The sequence below is a fragment of the Amycolatopsis sp. NPDC005003 genome (assembly GCF_053600695.1).
Map to the genome: position 1 here is coordinate 350,768 of NZ_JBSGAI010000001.1, position 17,188 is coordinate 367,955.

Consider the following 17,188-nt stretch of genomic DNA (forward strand, 5'->3'; position numbering starts at 1 on the left):
GCGCGTGCTCAGCGTCGTGGTGTTCCTGCCCCTGGTGGCCGCGGTGGTGCCGCTCGCGCTGCCGCGCGCCGGCGCCCGGTTCGTCCGCTGGTGGTGGATCGCCGTCGCCGCGGCGGACCTGGCCCTGGTCATCGCGCTCTGGATCGGCCACCCCGGCGGCGACGGCTACGCCTACGAGGTCAACCTGCGCTGGATTCCCAGCATCAGCTCGGGTTACCACCTCGGCGTCGACGGCCTCAGCCTGCCGCTGCTGGCCCTGACGGCGGTGCTGTTCCTCGCCTGCGCGGTGTACTCGCTGCGGCAGGACCACCGCGTCCGGTCCTTCGCCGTGCTGTTCCTGTTCCTCGAGTCCGTCTGCCTCGGGTTGTTCGTCTCGCTCGACCTGATCCTGTTCTTCGTCTTCTTCGACCTGTCCATCGTCGGCATGTACTTCGTGATCGCCGGCTGGGGCCACCGCGACGCCGCGCGCGCCGCGCTGAAGTTCTTCCTCTACACGTTCGTCGGTTCGCTGGCGCTGCTGGTCGGGTTCATCGCGCTGTACGTCACGGCGTCGCCGCACACCTTCGACATCGTGGAGCTGACCCGCCGGACGCCCCTGGCCGGCGGCGGGTGGGCCGCCGGGCTGGTGCTGCTCGCGCTCGGCGTCGGGTTCGCGATCAAGACCCCGACCGTGCCGTTCCACACCTGGCTGCCGCCCGCGCACACCGAAGCACCCGCGGCCGGGTCGGCCATCCTGGCCGGCGTGCTGCTGAAGATGGGCACCTACGGCTTCGTGCGGATCGCGATGCCGATCCTGCCGGACACCTGGCGCCGCTACGCGGTCGTGTTCGTCGTCGTGGGCGTCGTGAGTGTCCTTTATGGAGCGCTGGTCGCGCTGGGACAACGGGACTTCAAGCGGATGATCGCCTACACGTCGGTCAACCACATGGGATACATCGTCCTGGCCGTCGGCGCGGCCGGGCTCTTCGCGAATTCGGACGCCGAAGCGCGTCAGCTCGCCGTCACCGGTGCCGTGACGCAGATGGTCAGCCATGGGCTGATCACCGGAGCGCTGTTCCTCCTCGCCGGAGTGCTCTACGAGCGCGGCGGCACCTACGACCTGGACCGCTACGGCGGCCTGGCGGCCAGCGCGCCCCGGTTCGCCGGGCTGACGGCCGCGGCGGCGTTCGCTTCGCTCGGGCTGCCCGGGTTCTCCGGGTTCATCGCGGAGTTCCAGATCTTCACCGGCTCGCTCGGCGCGGCACCGGTCGCCACTGTGCTGGCCTTCCTCGGCATCCTGGTGACGGCCGCGTTGTTCCTCCGCGCGTTCCAAAAGGTGTTCCTCGGCAAGGCGAACACGCCTGCGACCGACCTCACCGTTGCCGAGGGCGCCTCGATCGCGCCGCTGCTGGTGCTGGCCGTCGTCGTCGGCGTCTTCCCGCGGTTCCTGCTCGACCTGATCGAACCCGCATCGCGGTCGGTCCTGAACCTGCTGGCCCGGTGACCGCGCCGTGGAGATGATGAACGAGGACCCCCTGGCGCTGCTGCCCGAGATCATCCTCGCCGTGGCCGCGGTCGCCGGGCTGCTCCTCGGGTCCTACCTGCCCCGGCAGCGCCAATGGCCGGTCCGGCTCCTCACCGCCCTCGCCTGCGCGGCCTCCTTGGTCGCCACCGTGGTGTTCTGGAACGACCCGGCCCGCACGGTGTTCGGGGACAGCTACGCCATCGACGTCGCCACGAACGCCGGACGCGTCATCGTTCTGGTCGCCGTGCTGCTCACGCTCGGGGTCAGCGCCGGCGAGTTCCGGTCGTCGCCGCGCGAAAGCGAACTGTACGTCCTGGTGCTGCTCGCGGCCCTCGGCACGATCGTGCTCACCGGCGCGAACGACCTGCTCCTGCTCGTGGCCGCGTACCTGCTGGCCAGCATCCCGCTGTACGCGATCGCCGGGTTCGCCAAGGACGACCTCGGCACGGAGGGCGCGCTGAAGTTCTACCTCCTCGGCGCGCTGCTCGGCATCACGATGCTGGCCGGCGCCACCGTCCTCTTCGGCGTGGGCGGCGCGACCACCTACGCCGAACTGCAGAAGCCGCTCGGTGCCGCACCCTCCGCCGCGGTCGCGGCCGGGTTCGTCGGCGTGCTCGCCGGGCTGCTGTTCAAGATGGGGGCCGTCCCGGCGCACTTCTGGATCCCGGACGTCACCGAAGGCACCCGGCCCCCGGCGGCGGCGTTCCTCACGACCGTCCCGAAAATCGGCGGCGTCGTCGCCGCGTACCGGCTGGCCGCGACGGCGATGTCCGGCTCGGCCGTCGACTGGCCGCTGCTGCTCGCGCTGATCGCCGCGGTCACCATGACGCTGGGCAACCTGGCCGCGTTCTTCCAGCGCGATGTGCGCCGGCTGCTCGGTTATTCGACGATCAGCCAGGTCGGCTACCTGCTGATGGCCGTCGTCGTGGCCGGCCGCAGCCCGCTGGCCCTCCCGAGCACGCTGCTCTACCTCGCGGCCTACGCGGTGACGAACCTCGGCGCCTTCGCGGTCGTCTGCGCCCTGCCGAAACGCAGGCTGATCGACGAGTACCGCGGGCTGCTGCGCCACCGGCCGTGGCTCGCCGTCAGCCTGGTGGTCTGCCTGCTCGGGCTCGTCGGCACCCCGCCGACCGCCGTCTTCGCCGGGAAGCTGACCGTCTTCACCGCGGCTCTCGACGGCGGATACGGCTGGCTCGTCGTCGTGGCCGCCGTCAACACCGTGGCCAGCCTCTTCTACTACCTCCGCTGGATCGCCCCCGCCATGCGCTCCGCCGACGCGCCGGAAGCCGCCGTCGCCGACCGCTGGGCCGCCACCACCGCGTACGCGGCCACGGTGGGATCGCTGGCACTCGGGCCGCTGTCCGGCCTCCTGCTCGCCGCGTTCCGGAGTGACTTCACGACGATGTGACCCCGGACTGTCTACTATTTACAATAGTAGACATCCATCGTCCGCAGAGGGACACCATGACGCCTGCCGACCGATCACCGGCTCCCGGCCACCTGCTCGGCCGGCGCCGTTTCCTCACCCTGGGCGCCGGCGCGGCCACCGCGCTCGGGCTGGCGGCGTGCTCGCCCGGCACCTCACCGGCGTCGCAGACCAAGGTCGGGCCGACGTCACCGCTGGTCGCCCGCGCCGAAGCCGCGCGGCGGCCGGCCGGCGCCGTCGTCCGCACGGTCGACCTGACCGCCCAGGTCGGCGACCTGGACCTCGGCGGCGTTCCGGTGCGGACATGGAGCTTCGGCAGCCTGCCCGGCAAGGAGATCCGGCTCAAGCGCGGCGAGGTGCTCCAGGCCAAGCTGAGCAACCGGCTGCCCCAGCCGACCACGATCCACTGGCACGGCCTGGCCCTGCGCAACGACATGGACGGCGTACCGGACCTCACCCAGCCCGCGATCGCCGCGGGCGGCGACTTCACCTACGAGTTCACCGTCCCCGAAGCGGGCACCTTCTGGTTCCACCCGCACGTCGGCGTGCAGCTCGACCGCGGCCTCTACGCCCCGCTCGTCGTGGAGGACCCGGCCGAGGGCGGCGACTACGACACCGAACTCGTGATCGTCCTCGACGACTGGCTCGACGGCACCGGCACCGATCCCGACGCCGTGCTGGCGAACCTCAAGCAGAACGGCATGAACATGGGTGGCATGCCGGACATGCCCGGCATGGGCCACATGAGCGGGATGCCGAAGTCCGACCTCCTCGGCGGCGACGCCGGTGACGTCACCTACCCGCACTTCCTCGCCAACGGCAGGACCGCCACCGCCCCGGCGTCGTTCGCGGCCAAGCCGGGGCAGCGCATCCGGCTGCGCCTGATCAACGCGGGCGCCGACACCGCGTTCCGGATCGGCGTGCCCGGCGTCCCGCTGCGCGTCACCCACACCGACGGGTTCCCCGCCACAGCGTCCGGCGACGCCGAGGCCGTGCTGCTCGGCATGGGCGAGCGGATCGACGCCGTGATCACCGTGCCGGCCGGCGGCGTCCCGGTCCTCGCCCTCGCCGAGGGCAAGGGCGGCTACGCCCAGGTCCTCGTGCACGCCGGGAACAGCCGGGCCGGCACGGCGAACGACAGCGCCGCCGAACTGCTCAAGAAGGCGAAAGCGCAAACGGCGGCGGACTTCTCGGCAGCGCCGCAGGTCGACCTCGAGAACCGCGTACCCGACGTCACGCACGACCTGAGACTGGCCGGACCGGGCGCGAAGTACGACTGGACCATCAACGGAAAGCCGTACGACCCGGCCGACGGCCTCCCGGTCCGGCAGGGCCAGCGGGTCCGGCTCCGGTTCGTCAACGACTCCGACATGTACCACCCGATGCACCTGCACGGCCACACCTTCCAGGTGCGCGGGCAGCACGCACCCGGACCACGCAAGGACACCGTGCTCGTCCTCCCCCGGCGGACGGTCGAGGTGGACTTCGACGCCGACAACCCCGGACAGTGGCTCACCCACTGCCACAACGCCTACCACGGCGAGTCGACCATGATGACAGTCGTGTCCTATGTGGAATGAGGCAGCCGTCGTGCCGTCCGGAACTCGCCGGGACGGCTTCACACCGGATTGAACTACCTGAAGTAGTAGCTGCTCGAAACGGGTGAATTCCCGGCAAACTCCCGAAGATCGCCCGCCAGGAAGTGGCAAGCCGGAGAGCGTCGCTGCTACGGTCGGGTAACTGTGAGGGGTCTTCCGGCTACGAGCTGTCGCAACACCGGTCACGCGCGTTGGCTCCTGGTCGTGCTGTTCGGCTTCCTTGCGCTGCACCTCGCGCCGCACTGTCCGACGGGACACCCGGAACACGCCCCGGCTTCCGGCCGGGTCGCCACGGTCGTCGTCCAGCACGCGCAACCGTTGCCGGAGCACGACGACGGCTGCGACCCGGCGCACGGTCACCACCCCTCCCCCAGCACCGGCGACGCCGTGTACCGCGGATTCCGGCTCCACACGGACAGTTCCTGGCTGCCCGCCCCCACGATGGCCGCGGCTTGGCCGCTCCGCGGGGCGGTGCCGGCCCGGCACCTGCGCCCCACCGCCGACCCACCGGTGGCCGGATCGGGAAAGCGCCATCTCCTCGAGCTCTGCGTTTCGCGGACGTGATCTGCCCGGCGAACCCGGCCTGTTCACGTCCCCCGCCGCCCCGTGCGGCGCACACGCGAAAGAGAGCTCGATGCGGATCACCCTGCCCAGCCTCGAAACGCCACCCCGGCTGCTCACCACCGCGGCACGCTGCCAGAACCCGGCCAGCGCCGTCGGCAACACCCCGGTGCTCTGGATCGACGAGCCCGGGGCGGCCACGGGCCGCGGCTACTGGGCGAAACTCGAAGGCTTCAACCCCGGCGGCATGAAGGACCGGCCGGCCCTGCACATGATCGAGCAGGCCCGGCTCCGGGGCGAACTCGCGCCCGGCGCCCCGATCGTCGAATCGACCAGCGGCACCCTCGGCTTGGGGCTCGCGCTGGCGGGCATCGTGCACGGCCATCCGCTGACCGTGGTCACCGATCCCGGCCTGGAGCCGATCGTGCACCGGATGCTCACCGCGCACGGTGCCCGGGTGGACCTCGTCACCCGGCCGCATCCCACCGGCGGGTGGCAGCAGGCCCGGCGCGAGCGCGTGCAGGAACTCCTCGCGGACCAGCCCGGTGCGTACTGCCCGGACCAGTACCACAACCCCGACAACATCGCGGCCTACGCGCCCTTGGCGCTGGAGCTCGTCGCCCAGCTCGGCCGCGTCGACGTGCTCGTCTGCTCCGTCGGCACCGGAGGCCATTCCGCGGGCGTTTCCCGCGTGCTGCGCCAGTACTTCCCGCACCTGAAGGTGGTGGGGGTCGACACCGTCGGTTCGACCATCTTCGGCCAGCCCGCGCGGACGCGGCTGATGCGCGGGCTCGGTTCGAGCATCCACCCGCGCAACGTCGACTACGCCGTGTTCGACGAAGTCCACTGGGTCTCCCCGGCGGAATCGGTGTGGACCTGCCGCCGGCTCGCCGCGTCGCAGCACGCGACCGGCGGCTGGAGCGTCGGTGCGGTCGCGCTCGTCGCCGGCTGGCTGGCCCGCACCGAGCCGGCCGACGCCCGGATCGCCGCGGTGTTCCCCGACGGACCGCACCGCTACTTCGACACCGTGTACAACGACGAGTACTGCGCCCGCCACGGCCTCCTCGACAGCCCGCCGGGCGAAGAACCGGAGGTGCTCGCCCACCCGGCCGAGCGGGTCGTCGACCGCTGGACCCGCTGCACCCGGGTCGTCGCGCCGGCCGAGGCGGTGCGCCGGTGACGTCGCTGCTGTCCCGGTACCGGTCCTTCGACCGGCCGGCCCGCCTGCTGATGCTGAACCAGCTCACCATCAACCTCGGCTTCTACATGCTGATGCCCTACCTGGCCACCCACCTCTCCGGCGACCTGGCGCTGGCCGGCTGGGTCGTCGGGCTCGTCATGGGCGTCCGCAACTTCTCCCAGCAGGGCATGTTCCTCATCGGCGGCACGCTCGCCGACCGGCTCGGCTACAAGCCGCTGATCATCGCCGGCTGCGCCCTGCGCACCGGCGGGTTCGCCCTGCTCGGGCTGGTCGGCTCGGTGCCCGCGCTGATCGTCGCGTCGGCCGCGACCGGGTTCGCCGGCGCCCTGTTCAACCCGGCCGTCCGCGCGTACCTCGCCGACGACGCGGGTGACCGGCGGGTCGAGGCCTTCGCCCTGTTCAACGTCTTCTACCAGACCGGGATCCTGCTCGGGCCGGTCGTCGGCCTGGCCCTCACCAGCGTGGACTTCAAGCTGACGTGCCTCACCGCGGCCGCCGTCTTCGCCGTGCTCACCGTGCTCCAGATCCGGGCTCTGCCCGCGCGGTCCGGCGCCGGGGCACCGGGGGCCCGGTCGGTCCGCCGGGACTGGGGCGTCGTGATCGGGAACCGTTCGTTCGTGCTGTTCTCCCTCGCGATGATCGGCTCGTACGTGCTCTCGTTCCAGATCTACCTCGCCCTGCCCCTGGAGGCGGGGCGGCTCGCCGGCCCCGGGTTCGGCGGCACCGCGCTCACCACCGTCCTTTTCGGACTCTCCGGCGCGCTGGCCATCGCCGGGCAGCTCCGGATCACGGCCTGGTGCCGAAGCCGGTGGAGCGCGGGCCGGTGCCTGGCCACCGGTCTGGTGCTGATGGCCGCCGCGTTCCTGCCGCCCGCGCTCACCGCGGGCTCCGCCGGCTCCGGTGTGCTGACCTGGATTCCGCTGATCGTGTCCGCCGTCCTGCTCTCGCTCGGAACCATCGTGGTGTTCCCGTTCGAGATGGACACGATCGTCGCGCTCTCCGGCGGCCGGCTCGTCGCCACGCACTACGGGCTCTACAACACCGTGGTGGGCGTGGGAATCCTGCTGGGCAACCTCTTCACCGGCAGTGTGCTCGACCTCGCGCGGGACGCCGGATTTCCCGCCGCACCATGGCTTGCCCTCGCCGCGCTCGGCGCGGGCTGCGCGTGGTGCCTTCGCGCGCTGGGCGCGATGAACCGGCTCGCCCCGGCACCCGTGTAGGAGGCGTGTCCCGGGACCGGCCCGGGGTCGTCGTTCGGAGATGCCATGCCGGCGGGCGCGCTCAGCAGGACACAGCGGCTGTTCCTGCTGTGCGCGCTCGCTTTCGGCGTCCTCCTCATGCACCACGTCGATGGCCCCGGTGCGATGCCCGGCGCGGTGGAAACAGTCGCCGGGGAACCGAGTCCGGCCGCCGCGTTCCAGGCCGCCGAGCCGCACCACGCCTGCGACCACTGCGATATCCACGAGATGACGCACGTGTGCCTGGCCGTCCTGGACGGAACGCTGCTGGCCCTGCTGGCGTTCGCCGCGTTCTCCGCGGTCGGCGCGCCGGCGGCGCCGAACCCCCGCGGCGCTCCCCGGCCCGGCCGTCCGCCGGACCTGCACGGGCGAGCGGCCCTCACTTCTCTTTGCGTACTGCGAGTGTGATCGATCCGGTCCTCCGCGAGACCTCGATCGGCTCCCTTGACGCAGCAGAGAAGGAATTGACGTGCGCAAAACCATCCTCATCAGTGGCATCACCCTGGCCTCGGCCCTGTTCCTCGGCGCCTGCGGCACCGACTCCGGCAGCTCTTCCATGCCGGGGATGCAGTCCTCCGCACCGGCCGCGGCGGCCGGTCAGCAGGCCGGGCACAACCCGGACGACGTGACGTTCGTCCAGCAGATGATCCCCCACCACACCGACGCCGTGACCATGGCGAAACTGGCGCCGAGCCGCAGCAAGAACCCGAAGGTGCTCGAGCTGGCGAGCCGGATCGAGCAGGGCCAGGCCCCCGAGATCCAGCAGATGCAGGGCTGGCTTTCGGCCTGGAACGCGTCGATGCCCGGCATGGGCGACGGCTCGATGCCCGGCATGTCCGGCGGTTCGATGCCCGGGATGATGTCCGCCGACGAGACGAAGCAGCTCGAGCAGGCCAAGGGCAGCGAGTTCGACAAGATGTGGCTCGACATGATGATCCGGCACCACCAGGGCGCGATCGACATGGCGAAGACCGAGCTGGGCAAGGGCGCGAGCCCGGAGGCGAAGACACTGGCCCAGAAGATCATCGACGCCCAGCAGGCCGAGATCACCGAGATGCAGGGCATGGTCTCCAAGAGCTGACGGAACGGGCGACGGCGCGTTGTGAACGGCCGACGTTCACAACGCGCCGGTTCGCCGTGCGCCGTCCACTACCCCGCTTCGTACTACCGCGGTCAGCAGACCGGTTCTCCACGACCGATGCGGGTTGAGTACCGTAGGGGCATGGCAACGCCCCGGCTCGGCAAGGCGCGGCAGGTCCTCCTGCTGTGCGCGCTCGCGCTGTGCGTTGTCGCCATGCACCACGTCAGCACGGCGATGAATCTTCAGGGCACCTCCGCGATGCCGGCCATGCCGGCCGCCCAGGCCGCGGTCGTCGACGCGGGCTCCGGTGAGCAGCATCCCGGCACGCCGGACGGCGCCCACGACCTCCTCCACCTCTGCCTGGCCGTCGTCTCCGCCGTGGTGGCCCTTTTCCTCGCGCTCGCGGCATTCGCCCGGTCGCGACCGGCGGCGGTCGCCGCACCGGCGAGTCCTCGAGGCTCCCCACGTCCCGAGCGGCCACCCGACAGACGTGGCCGGCTGATCCTCACTTCTCTCTGCGTCCTGCGGACCTGACCGGCCGCGTTCTCCGCGGTCCTCATCGGTCTTACAGCAGCAACTCACAGAGAAGGATTTGTCATGCCCAAAAACCTGCTCGCCGGCGGCATCGCCGTCGTGTCCGCGCTCGTGCTGAGCGCGTGCAGCAGCAGCGACCACGCGTCCATGCCGGAGATGAGCTCCAGCTCGTCCGCGCCGGCTCCGGCCCCGAGCGGGCAGGCCGCCGGCCACAACGCCGACGACATCGCGTTCGCCCAGCAGATGGTTCCGCACCACAGCCAGGCCCTCGACATGGCGAAGCTGGTGCCTTCCCGCAGCACCAACCCCAAGGTCGTCGACCTGGCGAGCCGGATCGAGAAGGCCCAGGACCCGGAGATCCGGCAGATGCAGGGCTGGCTGACCACCTGGGGCGCGCCCCCGGCGTCGTCGATGCCCGGCATGGACCACGGGTCGATGCCGGGCATGAGCGGGTCGATGCCGGGCATGATGTCCGGCGCCGACATGCAGAAGCTCGAGCAGGCCAAGGGCGCCGAGTTCGACAAGATGTGGCTCGACATGATGATCCGGCACCACCAGGGTGCGGTCGAGATGGCCAAGACCGAGATCACCAAGGGCGGCGACGCCGACGCCAAGGCGCTCGCCCACAAGATCATCGACGCCCAGCAGGCGGAGATCACCGAGATGCAGGGCCTGCTTTCGCAGAACTGAGTTCCGGGTTCCGCGACGGCCACCCCGGGCTTCCCCGGGGTGGCCGTCACATTCCTTCACAGAGCGCTGACAACTACCTCGCTAGTACTAAGCAAATTAGTGGTCCCCACCCCCACGTCAGGAGAGTCAGCACCCGTGACACCGCACCGGCGATCCCTGCGACATCCGCTCGCCGCCACCACCGCGCTGCTGCTCATCGGTTTGGGAACGCTGCCCGCGAGCGCGCAGCCGGCACCGCCACCCACCAGCAGCCAGGACCCGATGCAGCGCTACCAGGAACTGGGCGCGCAGGCCGCCAAGGCCGACGAAGACCTGCTGAGCGCCCAGGACCAGCTGAACGCGCGGCAGGCCGACCGCGACAAGGCGAACGCGGACGCGACCAGGGCCGACGAAGACCTCGGCAAGGCGCAGGCGGCCATCGCGCAGTTCCGCCCGCAGGTCGGCACCATCGCGCTGTCCGCGCTCGACGGCGGACAGCTCAACGACGCCGCGATGCTGCTGGACAGCGGCAACCGCCAAGAGTTCCTCGACCGCGCTTCGGCGTTGTCGATGCTGGCCGACCAGAAGACCGTCGTGCTCGGCGGTCTGCGCACTGCCGTCGACCGAGCCGAGAACGCGAAGACGGCCGCCGCGAACGCGCAGAAGACGGCCCAGCTGGCCGCCGACGACGCGGCCGCGGCGCTGGACGAGGTCCGCAAGCGCCAAGAGGACCTGAAGGGGCAGATCGCCGAAGTCCGCAAGGCACTCGGCAAGCTCCCCTCCGCCGACCGCAAGAAGCTCGGCACGGTCCAGGACAACGGCTCCTACCTCGGGCCGCCCGGAGCCGCGAACGACGCGCTGCAGGCCGCGCTGTCCAAGCGTGGCTCGGAGTACGAGTGGGGCGCCACCGGGCCGGACGAGTTCGACTGCTCCGGGTTGACGTCCTGGGCGTACAAGCAGGCCGGCGTCACGATCCCGCGCACCAGCCGCCAGCAGTTCACCGCCGGCAAGGCGGTGCCGCTCAGCCAGCTCGTCCCGGGCGACCTCCTGTTCTACGACGACGGCACCGGCAACGCGGGCGCGATCCACCACGTCGCGATGTACGTCGGCGACGGCAAGATGGTCGACGCCCCCACCGAAGGGCAGCTGGTCGACGTGCGCCCCCAGCGCGGCGACGGCCACCTGCTGGGCGCCCGGCGCATCGTCGGGTGATCCCGGCGGCAACGGTATTCTTCGGCGCGGAGGTGCCATGCTGAAGTTGGGTGAGCTCGAGGCGTCGGTCATGGACGTGCTCTGGAGCGCGACGGAACCGATGCGGGTCCGCGAGGTGCTCGACGAACTCAACCAGCACCGCGACCTGGCCTACACGACCGTGATGACGGTGCTGGACAACCTGCACCGCAAGGGCTGGGTCGTCCGGGAGATGGCGAACCGCGCCTACCACTACACCGCGGTCACCTCCCGTGAAGAGGCCACCGCGCAGACGCTGCGCGAGCTGCTCGACGCCGGTGGTGACCGGGAGTCGGTGCTGCTGCACTTCGTGCGGTCGGCATCGGAGGAGGAGTCGGAGTTCCTCCGCAAGGCGCTGCGCCGGAAGCCGCGCAAGCGGTGATCACCGCGGCGGCGCTCCTGCTCGGGGTCCTCGTGGTCGGCTGGTGGTCACCGCGGCCGCTGAGCAGGCTCTCCGCCTTGGTGGGCCCCGGTACGGCCCTCGCCTGGTGGTTGCTGACCGCGGCCGGGCTCATCGCCGGAACCATCGCCGGCGTGCTTTTGCTGGTGCTGCCCGGACACGGCCCGGCTGCTGCCGTCCTGGCCGTGCTGCACGACTGCTGGGCCGCGGTCGGGCACGGCGATCTGCCCGCCCTGGACCCGATAGCCGGGGGCGTGGCGGCCCTCGTCGTGCTGGCCGCGGCCACCCGGCTCGCGCTGGCTTCGGCCGGCCGCCGCCGGCGTCGCAACGTCCTGCACCGCCGCCACCTGGTGGCACTGCAGCTGTCCGGCTCGGCCGACGGCCGGCGGCTGCCGACCCTCTGGCTGCCGCAGGACGAGCCGGTCGCCTACAGCCTCGGCGGCCGCCGGGCCCTGATCGTCGCCAGCACGGGGTTGAAGGACCGGCTGTCGGACCGGGAGCTGCACGCGGTCCTGGCCCACGAACGCGCCCACGTCCGCAGCCGGCACCACCTGCTCACCGCGGTGGCGGACGTCCTGGGCCGCACGCTGGGGTTCGTCCCGCTGCTGCGCGAGCTGCCCGGCGCGGTCCAGCTGCTGGTCGAACTGGCAGCCGACCAGGCAGCGGCAACGCAGTGCGGCGCCGAACCCCTGCGGTCGGCGTTGCTGTCGATCCGCGCGGTCGAAGGCCCCCGCCGATCGCTGGCCATGGCGGGCGGCGACACGGCAATCCGGCTGCAGCGGCTCACCGTCCACACCGGCCCGCGCCTCGCGACCCGGGCGGCGGGTATCGCGGGCGGGTTCGCCGCGCTGGTCGCGCCCGCCGCGGTCGCGGTGGCACTGGTGATCGCGACCAGCCTCATCTCCTGCCCGTGAGGGCCGCCCACCGCACGTGGGCGGCCCGCACGGGAACAGTCAGCTCGCCGCGCGGAAGCCGCGCAGGCGGAGGCTGTTGGCGACCACGAACACCGAACTGAACGCCATCGCCGCGCCCGCGATCATCGGGTTCAGCAGGCCGGCCGCGGCCAGCGGCAACGCCGCGACGTTGTAGGCGAACGCCCAGAACAGGTTGCCCTTGATCGTCCGCAGCGTCCGCCGCGACAGGCGGATCGCGTCCACCGCCGCCCGCAGGTCGCCGCGCACCAGCGTCAGGTCGGCGGCCTCGATCGCCACGTCCGTGCCGGTGCCCATCGCCAGGCCCAGGTCCGCCTGGGCCAGCGCGGCGGCGTCGTTGACGCCGTCCCCGGCCATCGCCACGACCTTGCCTCCCTCCTGCAGCCGCCGGACGACGTCGACCTTGTCCTTCGGCAGCACCTCGGCGACCACCCGCTCGATCCCGACCTCGGCGGCCACCGCCTTCGCCACCGCCTCGTTGTCCCCGGTCAGCAGCACCGGGGTCAGCCCGAGCGCCCGCAGCTTCGCGATCGCCTCGGCCGACGTCGGCTTCACCGTGTCCGCCACCACCAGCACCGCGCGGGCCTGCCCGTCCCAGCCGACCGCGACCACCGTCCGGCCGAGCCGCTCGGCTTCGGCCTTGACCGAGGCCAGCTCGTCAGGCAGGTGCAGGCTCCACTGCGCCAGCAGCGCCGTCCGGCCGACGAGCACCGCCGCGCCGTCCACGACGCCCTGGACACCGAGCCCTTCGAGGTTCGTGAAGCCTTCGACGCCGGGCAGGTCGCCGACCTTGTCCCGGGCGCCGCGGGCGATCGCCTGGGCGATCGGGTGCTCGGAGGCGTTCTCGACCGCCCCGGCCAGCCGCAGCACCTCGTCCGCCTCGACGCCGTCCGCGGTGTGGACCTCGACCAGCGCCATCTGACCGGTGGTGACGGTGCCGGTCTTGTCCAGCACCACGGTGTCCACCCGGCGGGTCGACTCCAGCACCTCCGGGCCCTTGATCAGGATGCCCAGCTGCGCACCGCGCCCGGTGCCGACCAGCAACGCGGTCGGCGTGGCCAGCCCGAGTGCGCAGGGGCAGGCGATGATCAGCACGGCCACCGCGGCGGTGAAGGCCGCCGACGCCGTGCCGCCCGCGCCGAGCCAGAAGGCCAGCGTGCCCGCGGCGAGCGCGATCACGATCGGGACGAACACCGCCGACACGCGGTCGGCGAGCCGCTGGACCTGGGCTTTCCCGGTCTGCGCGTCCTCCACCAGCTTCGCCATCTGCGCGAGCTGCGTGTCCGCCCCGATCCGGGTCGCCCGCACGACCAGGCGGCCACCCGCGTTGACGGTCGCGCCGACCACGGAGTCGCCGGGACCGACCTCGACCGGCACGCTTTCGCCGGTGAGCATGCCGGCGTCGACCGCCGAGCTGCCGTCCTCGATCACGCCGTCGGTGGCGATCTTCTCGCCGGGCCGCACGACGAACCGGTCCCCGGCCTGCAGCCGGTCGACCGGGATGCGCTCCTCGCGGCCGTCCCGCAGGACGGCGACGTCCTTCGCGCCCAGCTCGAGCAGCGCCCGCAGGGCGGCGCCGGCGCGGCGCTTGGAGCGCGCCTCGAAGTAGCGGCCGGCCAGGATGAACGTCGTGACGCCGGCCGCGACCTCGAGGTAGATGTTGCCGTCGCCGGCCATCCGCTCGATGGTCAGCTCGAACGGGTGCTTCATGCCCGGCATGCCGGCGCTGCCCCACAGCAGCGCGTACAGCGACCAGAGGAACGCGGCCAGCGTTCCGAGCGAGATCAGCGTGTCCATCGTCGCCGCGCCGTGCCGCAGGTTCGCCCACGCGGCGCGGTGGAACGGCCACGCGCCCCACACCAGCACCGGCGCGGCCAGCGCCAGCGAGATCCACTGCCAGTAGGTGAACTGCAGCGCCGGAACCATCGCCAGCAGCACGACGGGCAGCGACAGCAACGCCGACACGACCAGCCGGTGCCGCAGCGCGCGGGTCGGATCCTCTTCCTCGCCGACGTCGGGCGTCTCCGTCTTCGGGGTGGGCAGCGTGGCGCCGTAGCCCGCGGCCTCGACCTGCTCCACCAGCCGCCGCGGCTCGACGTCGCCAGAGTAGACGACCTTCGCCTTCTCGGTGGCGTAGTTGACCGTCGCGGTCACGCCGTCCAGCTTGTTCAGCTTCCGCTCGATCCGCATCGCGCACGACGCGCACGTCATCCCGGTGATGGCCAGCTCGACCTCGCCGGTCGCCACTTCGGTGCTCATGCCCCGGCCCCCGCTCGCGTGTCGACGGTGAACTCGGCCGTGCGGACCTGCCCGGCGTGCTGGAAGTCCAGGAACAGCCGGTAGGTGCCGGCCGAGGGGACTTCGGCGTGGAACGTCACCGCGGGCCCCGCGGGAGTCTTGCCGTCGCCGGGTTCGCCGTCCGGGTGGACGTGCAGGTAGGCGAGGTCGCCGCCGCGCAGCGCCACGAGGTGGCCGTACGCGCCGAGGTAGGGCTGCAGGTCGGTGACGGGCCTACCGTCCTTGGTCACCGTGACGGTGACCTTCGACGTGCTGCCGGGCACCAGGTCGCCGTCGAGCCGGACCCGGTATCCGTCCACAGTGGACGTCTTCGACGGCGCGTGGTCCACGGGCCGGAAGTCGCCCGGCGCCACGAGGTCGACGCCCAGCGTCGTGGCCTCCCCCTCGGCCGGCTTGAAGTCGGCGAACGCGCGGTAGCTGCCGGCGTCCGCGACGGACAGGGGCACGCTCCACGTGCCGTCGGCCGCGAGCTCGGGGTGCACGTGCTGGAACCCGGCGGTGTCCCGCCGGACGACGATGAGGTGCAGCCGCTTCTCGTGCTCGACGTCGAACTCGGTCACCGCGCGCCCGTCCGGGCCGGTGATGCGGAAGGTGAAGGGGGTCTTCGTCCCGGGAGTGAGCGTCGTGCTGGTGGGCGTGAGGGTGTAGCCGCCCCTGGACGACGCGAGCCCGCCGGGCTCGTGGGTGTTCGCGGCCTCCGCGACGGTGCCGCTGTGGGCGTCCCCGTGCCCGGCGTCCTCGCCACCGGGCACCCCAGCCGCGCTGGAGAAGGGACCGACAGCGGTGCCGGTCGCCCAGGCGCCACCGGCGACCAGGGCGAGCGCCGCACCGTAGGCGGAGAGCTTCGCTGCTGTGTTCATTTCCGTGTCCTCGCAGATCGAGGAGCGACCGCGGTTCAGGCGGTCAGCTCGTACCCGGCTTCCTTGACGGCGCCGCGCACGTCCGCGACGTCGAGGTCCTGGCTGCTGGTCACGGTCACCTTCCCGGTCGGCAGGTCCACGACGACGCCGGTGACGCCGTCGAGCTCGCCGATCTCCTCGGTGACCGAGCGCACGCAGTGCTCGCAGGTCATGCCGGTCACGGTGTAGGTCTGCTCGGTCATGTTCTTCCCCTTCGGTTCTTCGGGAACGGACGCTTCAGGCAGCCCCTCTTCGCCGGCGCCGAAGGCCGTCCCACTCGTGACTCCTTTATACCCTAGGGGGGTAGGGTAGGCAACACGTCGGCAGGACCACCGGCCCTCACAGCGAGACTACTAAGCCATCTAGTAGCTTGGTGGGTGCGCGCGGCACCTTGCACGGGGTCTTCGCGCGACGCGACAGCGTCTGCCGTCGCGACAACGGACGGGTCTCTTGCGCATGGACTCGAACCGCTGTGGGTGCGGTGGCCGCCGGCCTGGGAACCGACCGGCCGCCGCACCGTCGGCGGTCACCGCCTTGAAGGTGTCTTCCGATGGCGAAAGAAGTACGCCCAGCAGGCCGCCGGCGACCTCACCGCGCCGCGAACCGGTGCAAGGCGTCGAGCACCGCCGGAGCGAGCACATCCGAGTGGCCGGCGTCGTGCAGCAGGTGGTCCACTCCCGGCAGCGGCACCCGGCCCGGCCCGCCGGTGTGCGCGCGGCGCAGGGCGGCGGCCAGGGCGTCCGTGGTGGCGCACGGGACTTGGGCGTCGTTCGTGCCGCAGGTCAGCAGCACCCTCGTCCCCGGCCGCAGCGCCGCCGCGGTCGCCGGCGGGTAGACGGCGTCGTCGCTGTCCACGAACCGGGCGCTCGGTCCCTGGAAAGCCGCGAAGAGCTGGGCGACGGCGGACGGCAGGCCGGTGGTGTCGACCGGCCGGTGTTCACGCAGGGCGGTGACGGCGTCGTCGATCGCCGCGTCGATCGCGTGCTGCTGCTCCAGGGTGAGCTGCCCCTGCCGGACCGCCTCGGCGGTCTGGGCGTGCAGTTGCAGCGCGACCAGGTCCAGCAGGCGGATCGCCTGCGGCTGCAACAGCGCCAGGCCGGCCGGGCGCGGGTGGACGGCGCCGCCGAGCAGCAGCGCCGTCATCGCGCCCTCGCTGTGCCCGGCGACCATCAGCGCGCGCGGGTCGGTCTCCGGCTGGTCGCGCAACCATTCGTAGCCAGCCGCCGCCTGGCGGACGAACGCCGGGTAGTCGAGTGCTTCGGGGTGGTCGCGGTAGGCGCCGAGCCCGGTGCGGCCGGTGCCGTACTTGTCGAACCGCAGCGTCGCGACCCGATCGGTGCCGAGCGCGGCGGCCACCTGCGCCAGGGTGTCCGGAGCCGCGTGCGGTGGCTGGTTGCCGTCGCGGTCGGTGGGCCCGCTGCCGGGCAGCAGCAGTGCGGCGCGCAACCGTTGCCCGGCGGGGTGTGCGGGCACGTGCAGGGTGCCGTACGTCGGCGTCCCGTCGACGGTGAAGACGACTTCGCGGTCGGCGGCGGGCACGAGACCGGGAGCCGGGGTGGTGGTCGCGACGGCCAGCGACAGCGCGGCCGCGGTGAGGTGGGAGAACATCGGGTGGCC

The 17,188-nt window shown here is 72.0% G+C and carries 17 protein-coding genes; 13 read left to right on the top strand and 4 right to left on the bottom strand.

Going from position 1 to position 17,188, the window contains the following annotated elements:
* The first annotated feature begins 4 nt into the window (after window positions 1-4).
* The 13 genes from ACWED2_RS01735 (at window position 5) to ACWED2_RS01795 (ending at window position 12,356) form a co-directional block, all read left to right on the top strand.
* Window positions 5-1,483, top strand: coding sequence for a complex I subunit 4 family protein (locus ACWED2_RS01735; protein ID WP_449688497.1), 1,479 nt, complete (start codon window positions 5-7; stop codon window positions 1,481-1,483).
* Between the two features lie 16 nt (window positions 1,484-1,499).
* Entirely contained in the window at window positions 1,500-2,912 is a 1,413-nt protein-coding gene (locus ACWED2_RS01740; protein ID WP_449688498.1) for an NADH-quinone oxidoreductase subunit N, read from the top strand.
* 56 nt (window positions 2,913-2,968) lie between these two features.
* Window positions 2,969-4,510, top strand: a complete 1,542-nt coding sequence (locus tag ACWED2_RS01745) for a multicopper oxidase family protein (protein WP_449688499.1) — start codon at window positions 2,969-2,971, stop codon at window positions 4,508-4,510.
* Between the two features lie 222 nt (window positions 4,511-4,732).
* On the top strand, window positions 4,733-5,092 hold the full coding sequence (locus ACWED2_RS01750) for a hypothetical protein (protein ID WP_449688500.1): 360 nt from the start codon (window positions 4,733-4,735) through the stop codon (window positions 5,090-5,092).
* A gap of 70 nt (window positions 5,093-5,162) precedes the next feature.
* Window positions 5,163-6,269, top strand: a complete 1,107-nt coding sequence (locus ACWED2_RS01755; protein ID WP_449688501.1) for a PLP-dependent cysteine synthase family protein — start codon at window positions 5,163-5,165, stop codon at window positions 6,267-6,269.
* Complete coding sequence (locus tag ACWED2_RS01760; RefSeq protein ID WP_449688502.1) at window positions 6,266-7,510, top strand: MFS transporter; 1,245 nt, start codon at window positions 6,266-6,268, stop codon at window positions 7,508-7,510. The genes ACWED2_RS01755 and ACWED2_RS01760 overlap by 4 nt, the downstream gene beginning before the upstream one ends.
* Before the next feature lie 45 nt (window positions 7,511-7,555).
* Entirely contained in the window at window positions 7,556-7,936 is a 381-nt protein-coding gene (locus ACWED2_RS01765; RefSeq protein ID WP_449688503.1) for a DUF6153 family protein, read from the top strand.
* 61 nt (window positions 7,937-7,997) lie between these two features.
* Entirely contained in the window at window positions 7,998-8,609 is a 612-nt protein-coding gene (locus ACWED2_RS01770) for a DUF305 domain-containing protein (RefSeq protein WP_449688504.1), read from the top strand.
* Between the two features lie 141 nt (window positions 8,610-8,750).
* The gene (locus ACWED2_RS01775) at window positions 8,751-9,143 is read left to right on the top strand and encodes a DUF6153 family protein (RefSeq protein WP_449688505.1); all 393 of its coding nucleotides are present in this window, start codon (window positions 8,751-8,753) and stop codon (window positions 9,141-9,143) included.
* 63 nt (window positions 9,144-9,206) lie between these two features.
* A complete protein-coding gene (locus tag ACWED2_RS01780; protein WP_449688506.1) occupies window positions 9,207-9,833 on the top strand; it encodes a DUF305 domain-containing protein in 627 nt (208 codons plus the stop codon).
* A gap of 135 nt (window positions 9,834-9,968) precedes the next feature.
* Window positions 9,969-11,024: an NlpC/P60 family protein gene (locus tag ACWED2_RS01785; protein WP_449688507.1), complete on the top strand. Its 1,056-nt coding sequence runs from the start codon at window positions 9,969-9,971 to the stop codon at window positions 11,022-11,024.
* A gap of 37 nt (window positions 11,025-11,061) precedes the next feature.
* Complete coding sequence (locus ACWED2_RS01790; RefSeq protein WP_449688508.1) at window positions 11,062-11,424, top strand: BlaI/MecI/CopY family transcriptional regulator; 363 nt, start codon at window positions 11,062-11,064, stop codon at window positions 11,422-11,424.
* Complete coding sequence (locus tag ACWED2_RS01795; protein WP_449688509.1) at window positions 11,421-12,356, top strand: M56 family metallopeptidase; 936 nt, start codon at window positions 11,421-11,423, stop codon at window positions 12,354-12,356. Before ACWED2_RS01790 ends, ACWED2_RS01795 begins: the two co-directional genes overlap by 4 nt.
* 39 nt (window positions 12,357-12,395) lie before the next feature.
* Here ACWED2_RS01795 and ACWED2_RS01800 read toward each other — a convergent pair whose 3' ends face one another.
* The 4 genes from ACWED2_RS01800 to ACWED2_RS01815 form a co-directional block, all read right to left on the bottom strand.
* On the bottom strand, window positions 12,396-14,633 hold the full coding sequence (locus ACWED2_RS01800) for a heavy metal translocating P-type ATPase (RefSeq protein ID WP_449688510.1): 2,238 nt from the start codon (window positions 14,631-14,633) through the stop codon (window positions 12,396-12,398).
* On the bottom strand, window positions 14,630-15,532 hold the full coding sequence (locus tag ACWED2_RS01805; RefSeq protein WP_449688511.1) for a hypothetical protein: 903 nt from the start codon (window positions 15,530-15,532) through the stop codon (window positions 14,630-14,632). The genes ACWED2_RS01800 and ACWED2_RS01805 overlap by 4 nt, the downstream gene beginning before the upstream one ends.
* A 35-nt stretch (window positions 15,533-15,567) precedes the next feature.
* On the bottom strand, window positions 15,568-15,774 hold the full coding sequence (locus ACWED2_RS01810) for a heavy-metal-associated domain-containing protein (protein ID WP_449688512.1): 207 nt from the start codon (window positions 15,772-15,774) through the stop codon (window positions 15,568-15,570).
* A 385-nt stretch (window positions 15,775-16,159) separates the two neighbouring features.
* Window positions 16,160-17,179: an alpha/beta hydrolase family protein gene (locus ACWED2_RS01815; protein ID WP_449688513.1), complete on the bottom strand. Its 1,020-nt coding sequence runs from the start codon at window positions 17,177-17,179 to the stop codon at window positions 16,160-16,162.
* Between the last annotated feature and the right edge of the window lie 9 nt (window positions 17,180-17,188).

Bases quoted from the DNA above. Each gene is read 5' to 3' on its own strand.
- ACWED2_RS01805 (WP_449688511.1), bottom strand. From the start codon at position 15,532: ATGAACACAGCAGCGAAGCTCTCCGCCTACGGTGCGGCGCTCGCCCTG.
- ACWED2_RS01800 (WP_449688510.1), bottom strand. From the start codon at position 14,633: ATGAGCACCGAAGTGGCGACCGGCGAGGTCGAGCTGGCCATCACCGGG.
- ACWED2_RS01765 (WP_449688503.1), top strand. From the start codon at position 7,556: ATGCCGGCGGGCGCGCTCAGCAGGACACAGCGGCTGTTCCTGCTGTGC.
- ACWED2_RS01810 (WP_449688512.1), bottom strand. From the start codon at position 15,774: ATGACCGAGCAGACCTACACCGTGACCGGCATGACCTGCGAGCACTGC.
- ACWED2_RS01790 (WP_449688508.1), top strand. From the start codon at position 11,062: ATGCTGAAGTTGGGTGAGCTCGAGGCGTCGGTCATGGACGTGCTCTGG.
- ACWED2_RS01775 (WP_449688505.1), top strand. From the start codon at position 8,751: ATGGCAACGCCCCGGCTCGGCAAGGCGCGGCAGGTCCTCCTGCTGTGC.
- ACWED2_RS01745 (WP_449688499.1), top strand. From the start codon at position 2,969: ATGACGCCTGCCGACCGATCACCGGCTCCCGGCCACCTGCTCGGCCGG.
- ACWED2_RS01740 (WP_449688498.1), top strand. From the start codon at position 1,500: ATGAACGAGGACCCCCTGGCGCTGCTGCCCGAGATCATCCTCGCCGTG.
- ACWED2_RS01815 (WP_449688513.1), bottom strand. From the start codon at position 17,179: ATGTTCTCCCACCTCACCGCGGCCGCGCTGTCGCTGGCCGTCGCGACC.
- ACWED2_RS01780 (WP_449688506.1), top strand. From the start codon at position 9,207: ATGCCCAAAAACCTGCTCGCCGGCGGCATCGCCGTCGTGTCCGCGCTC.
- ACWED2_RS01755 (WP_449688501.1), top strand. From the start codon at position 5,163: ATGCGGATCACCCTGCCCAGCCTCGAAACGCCACCCCGGCTGCTCACC.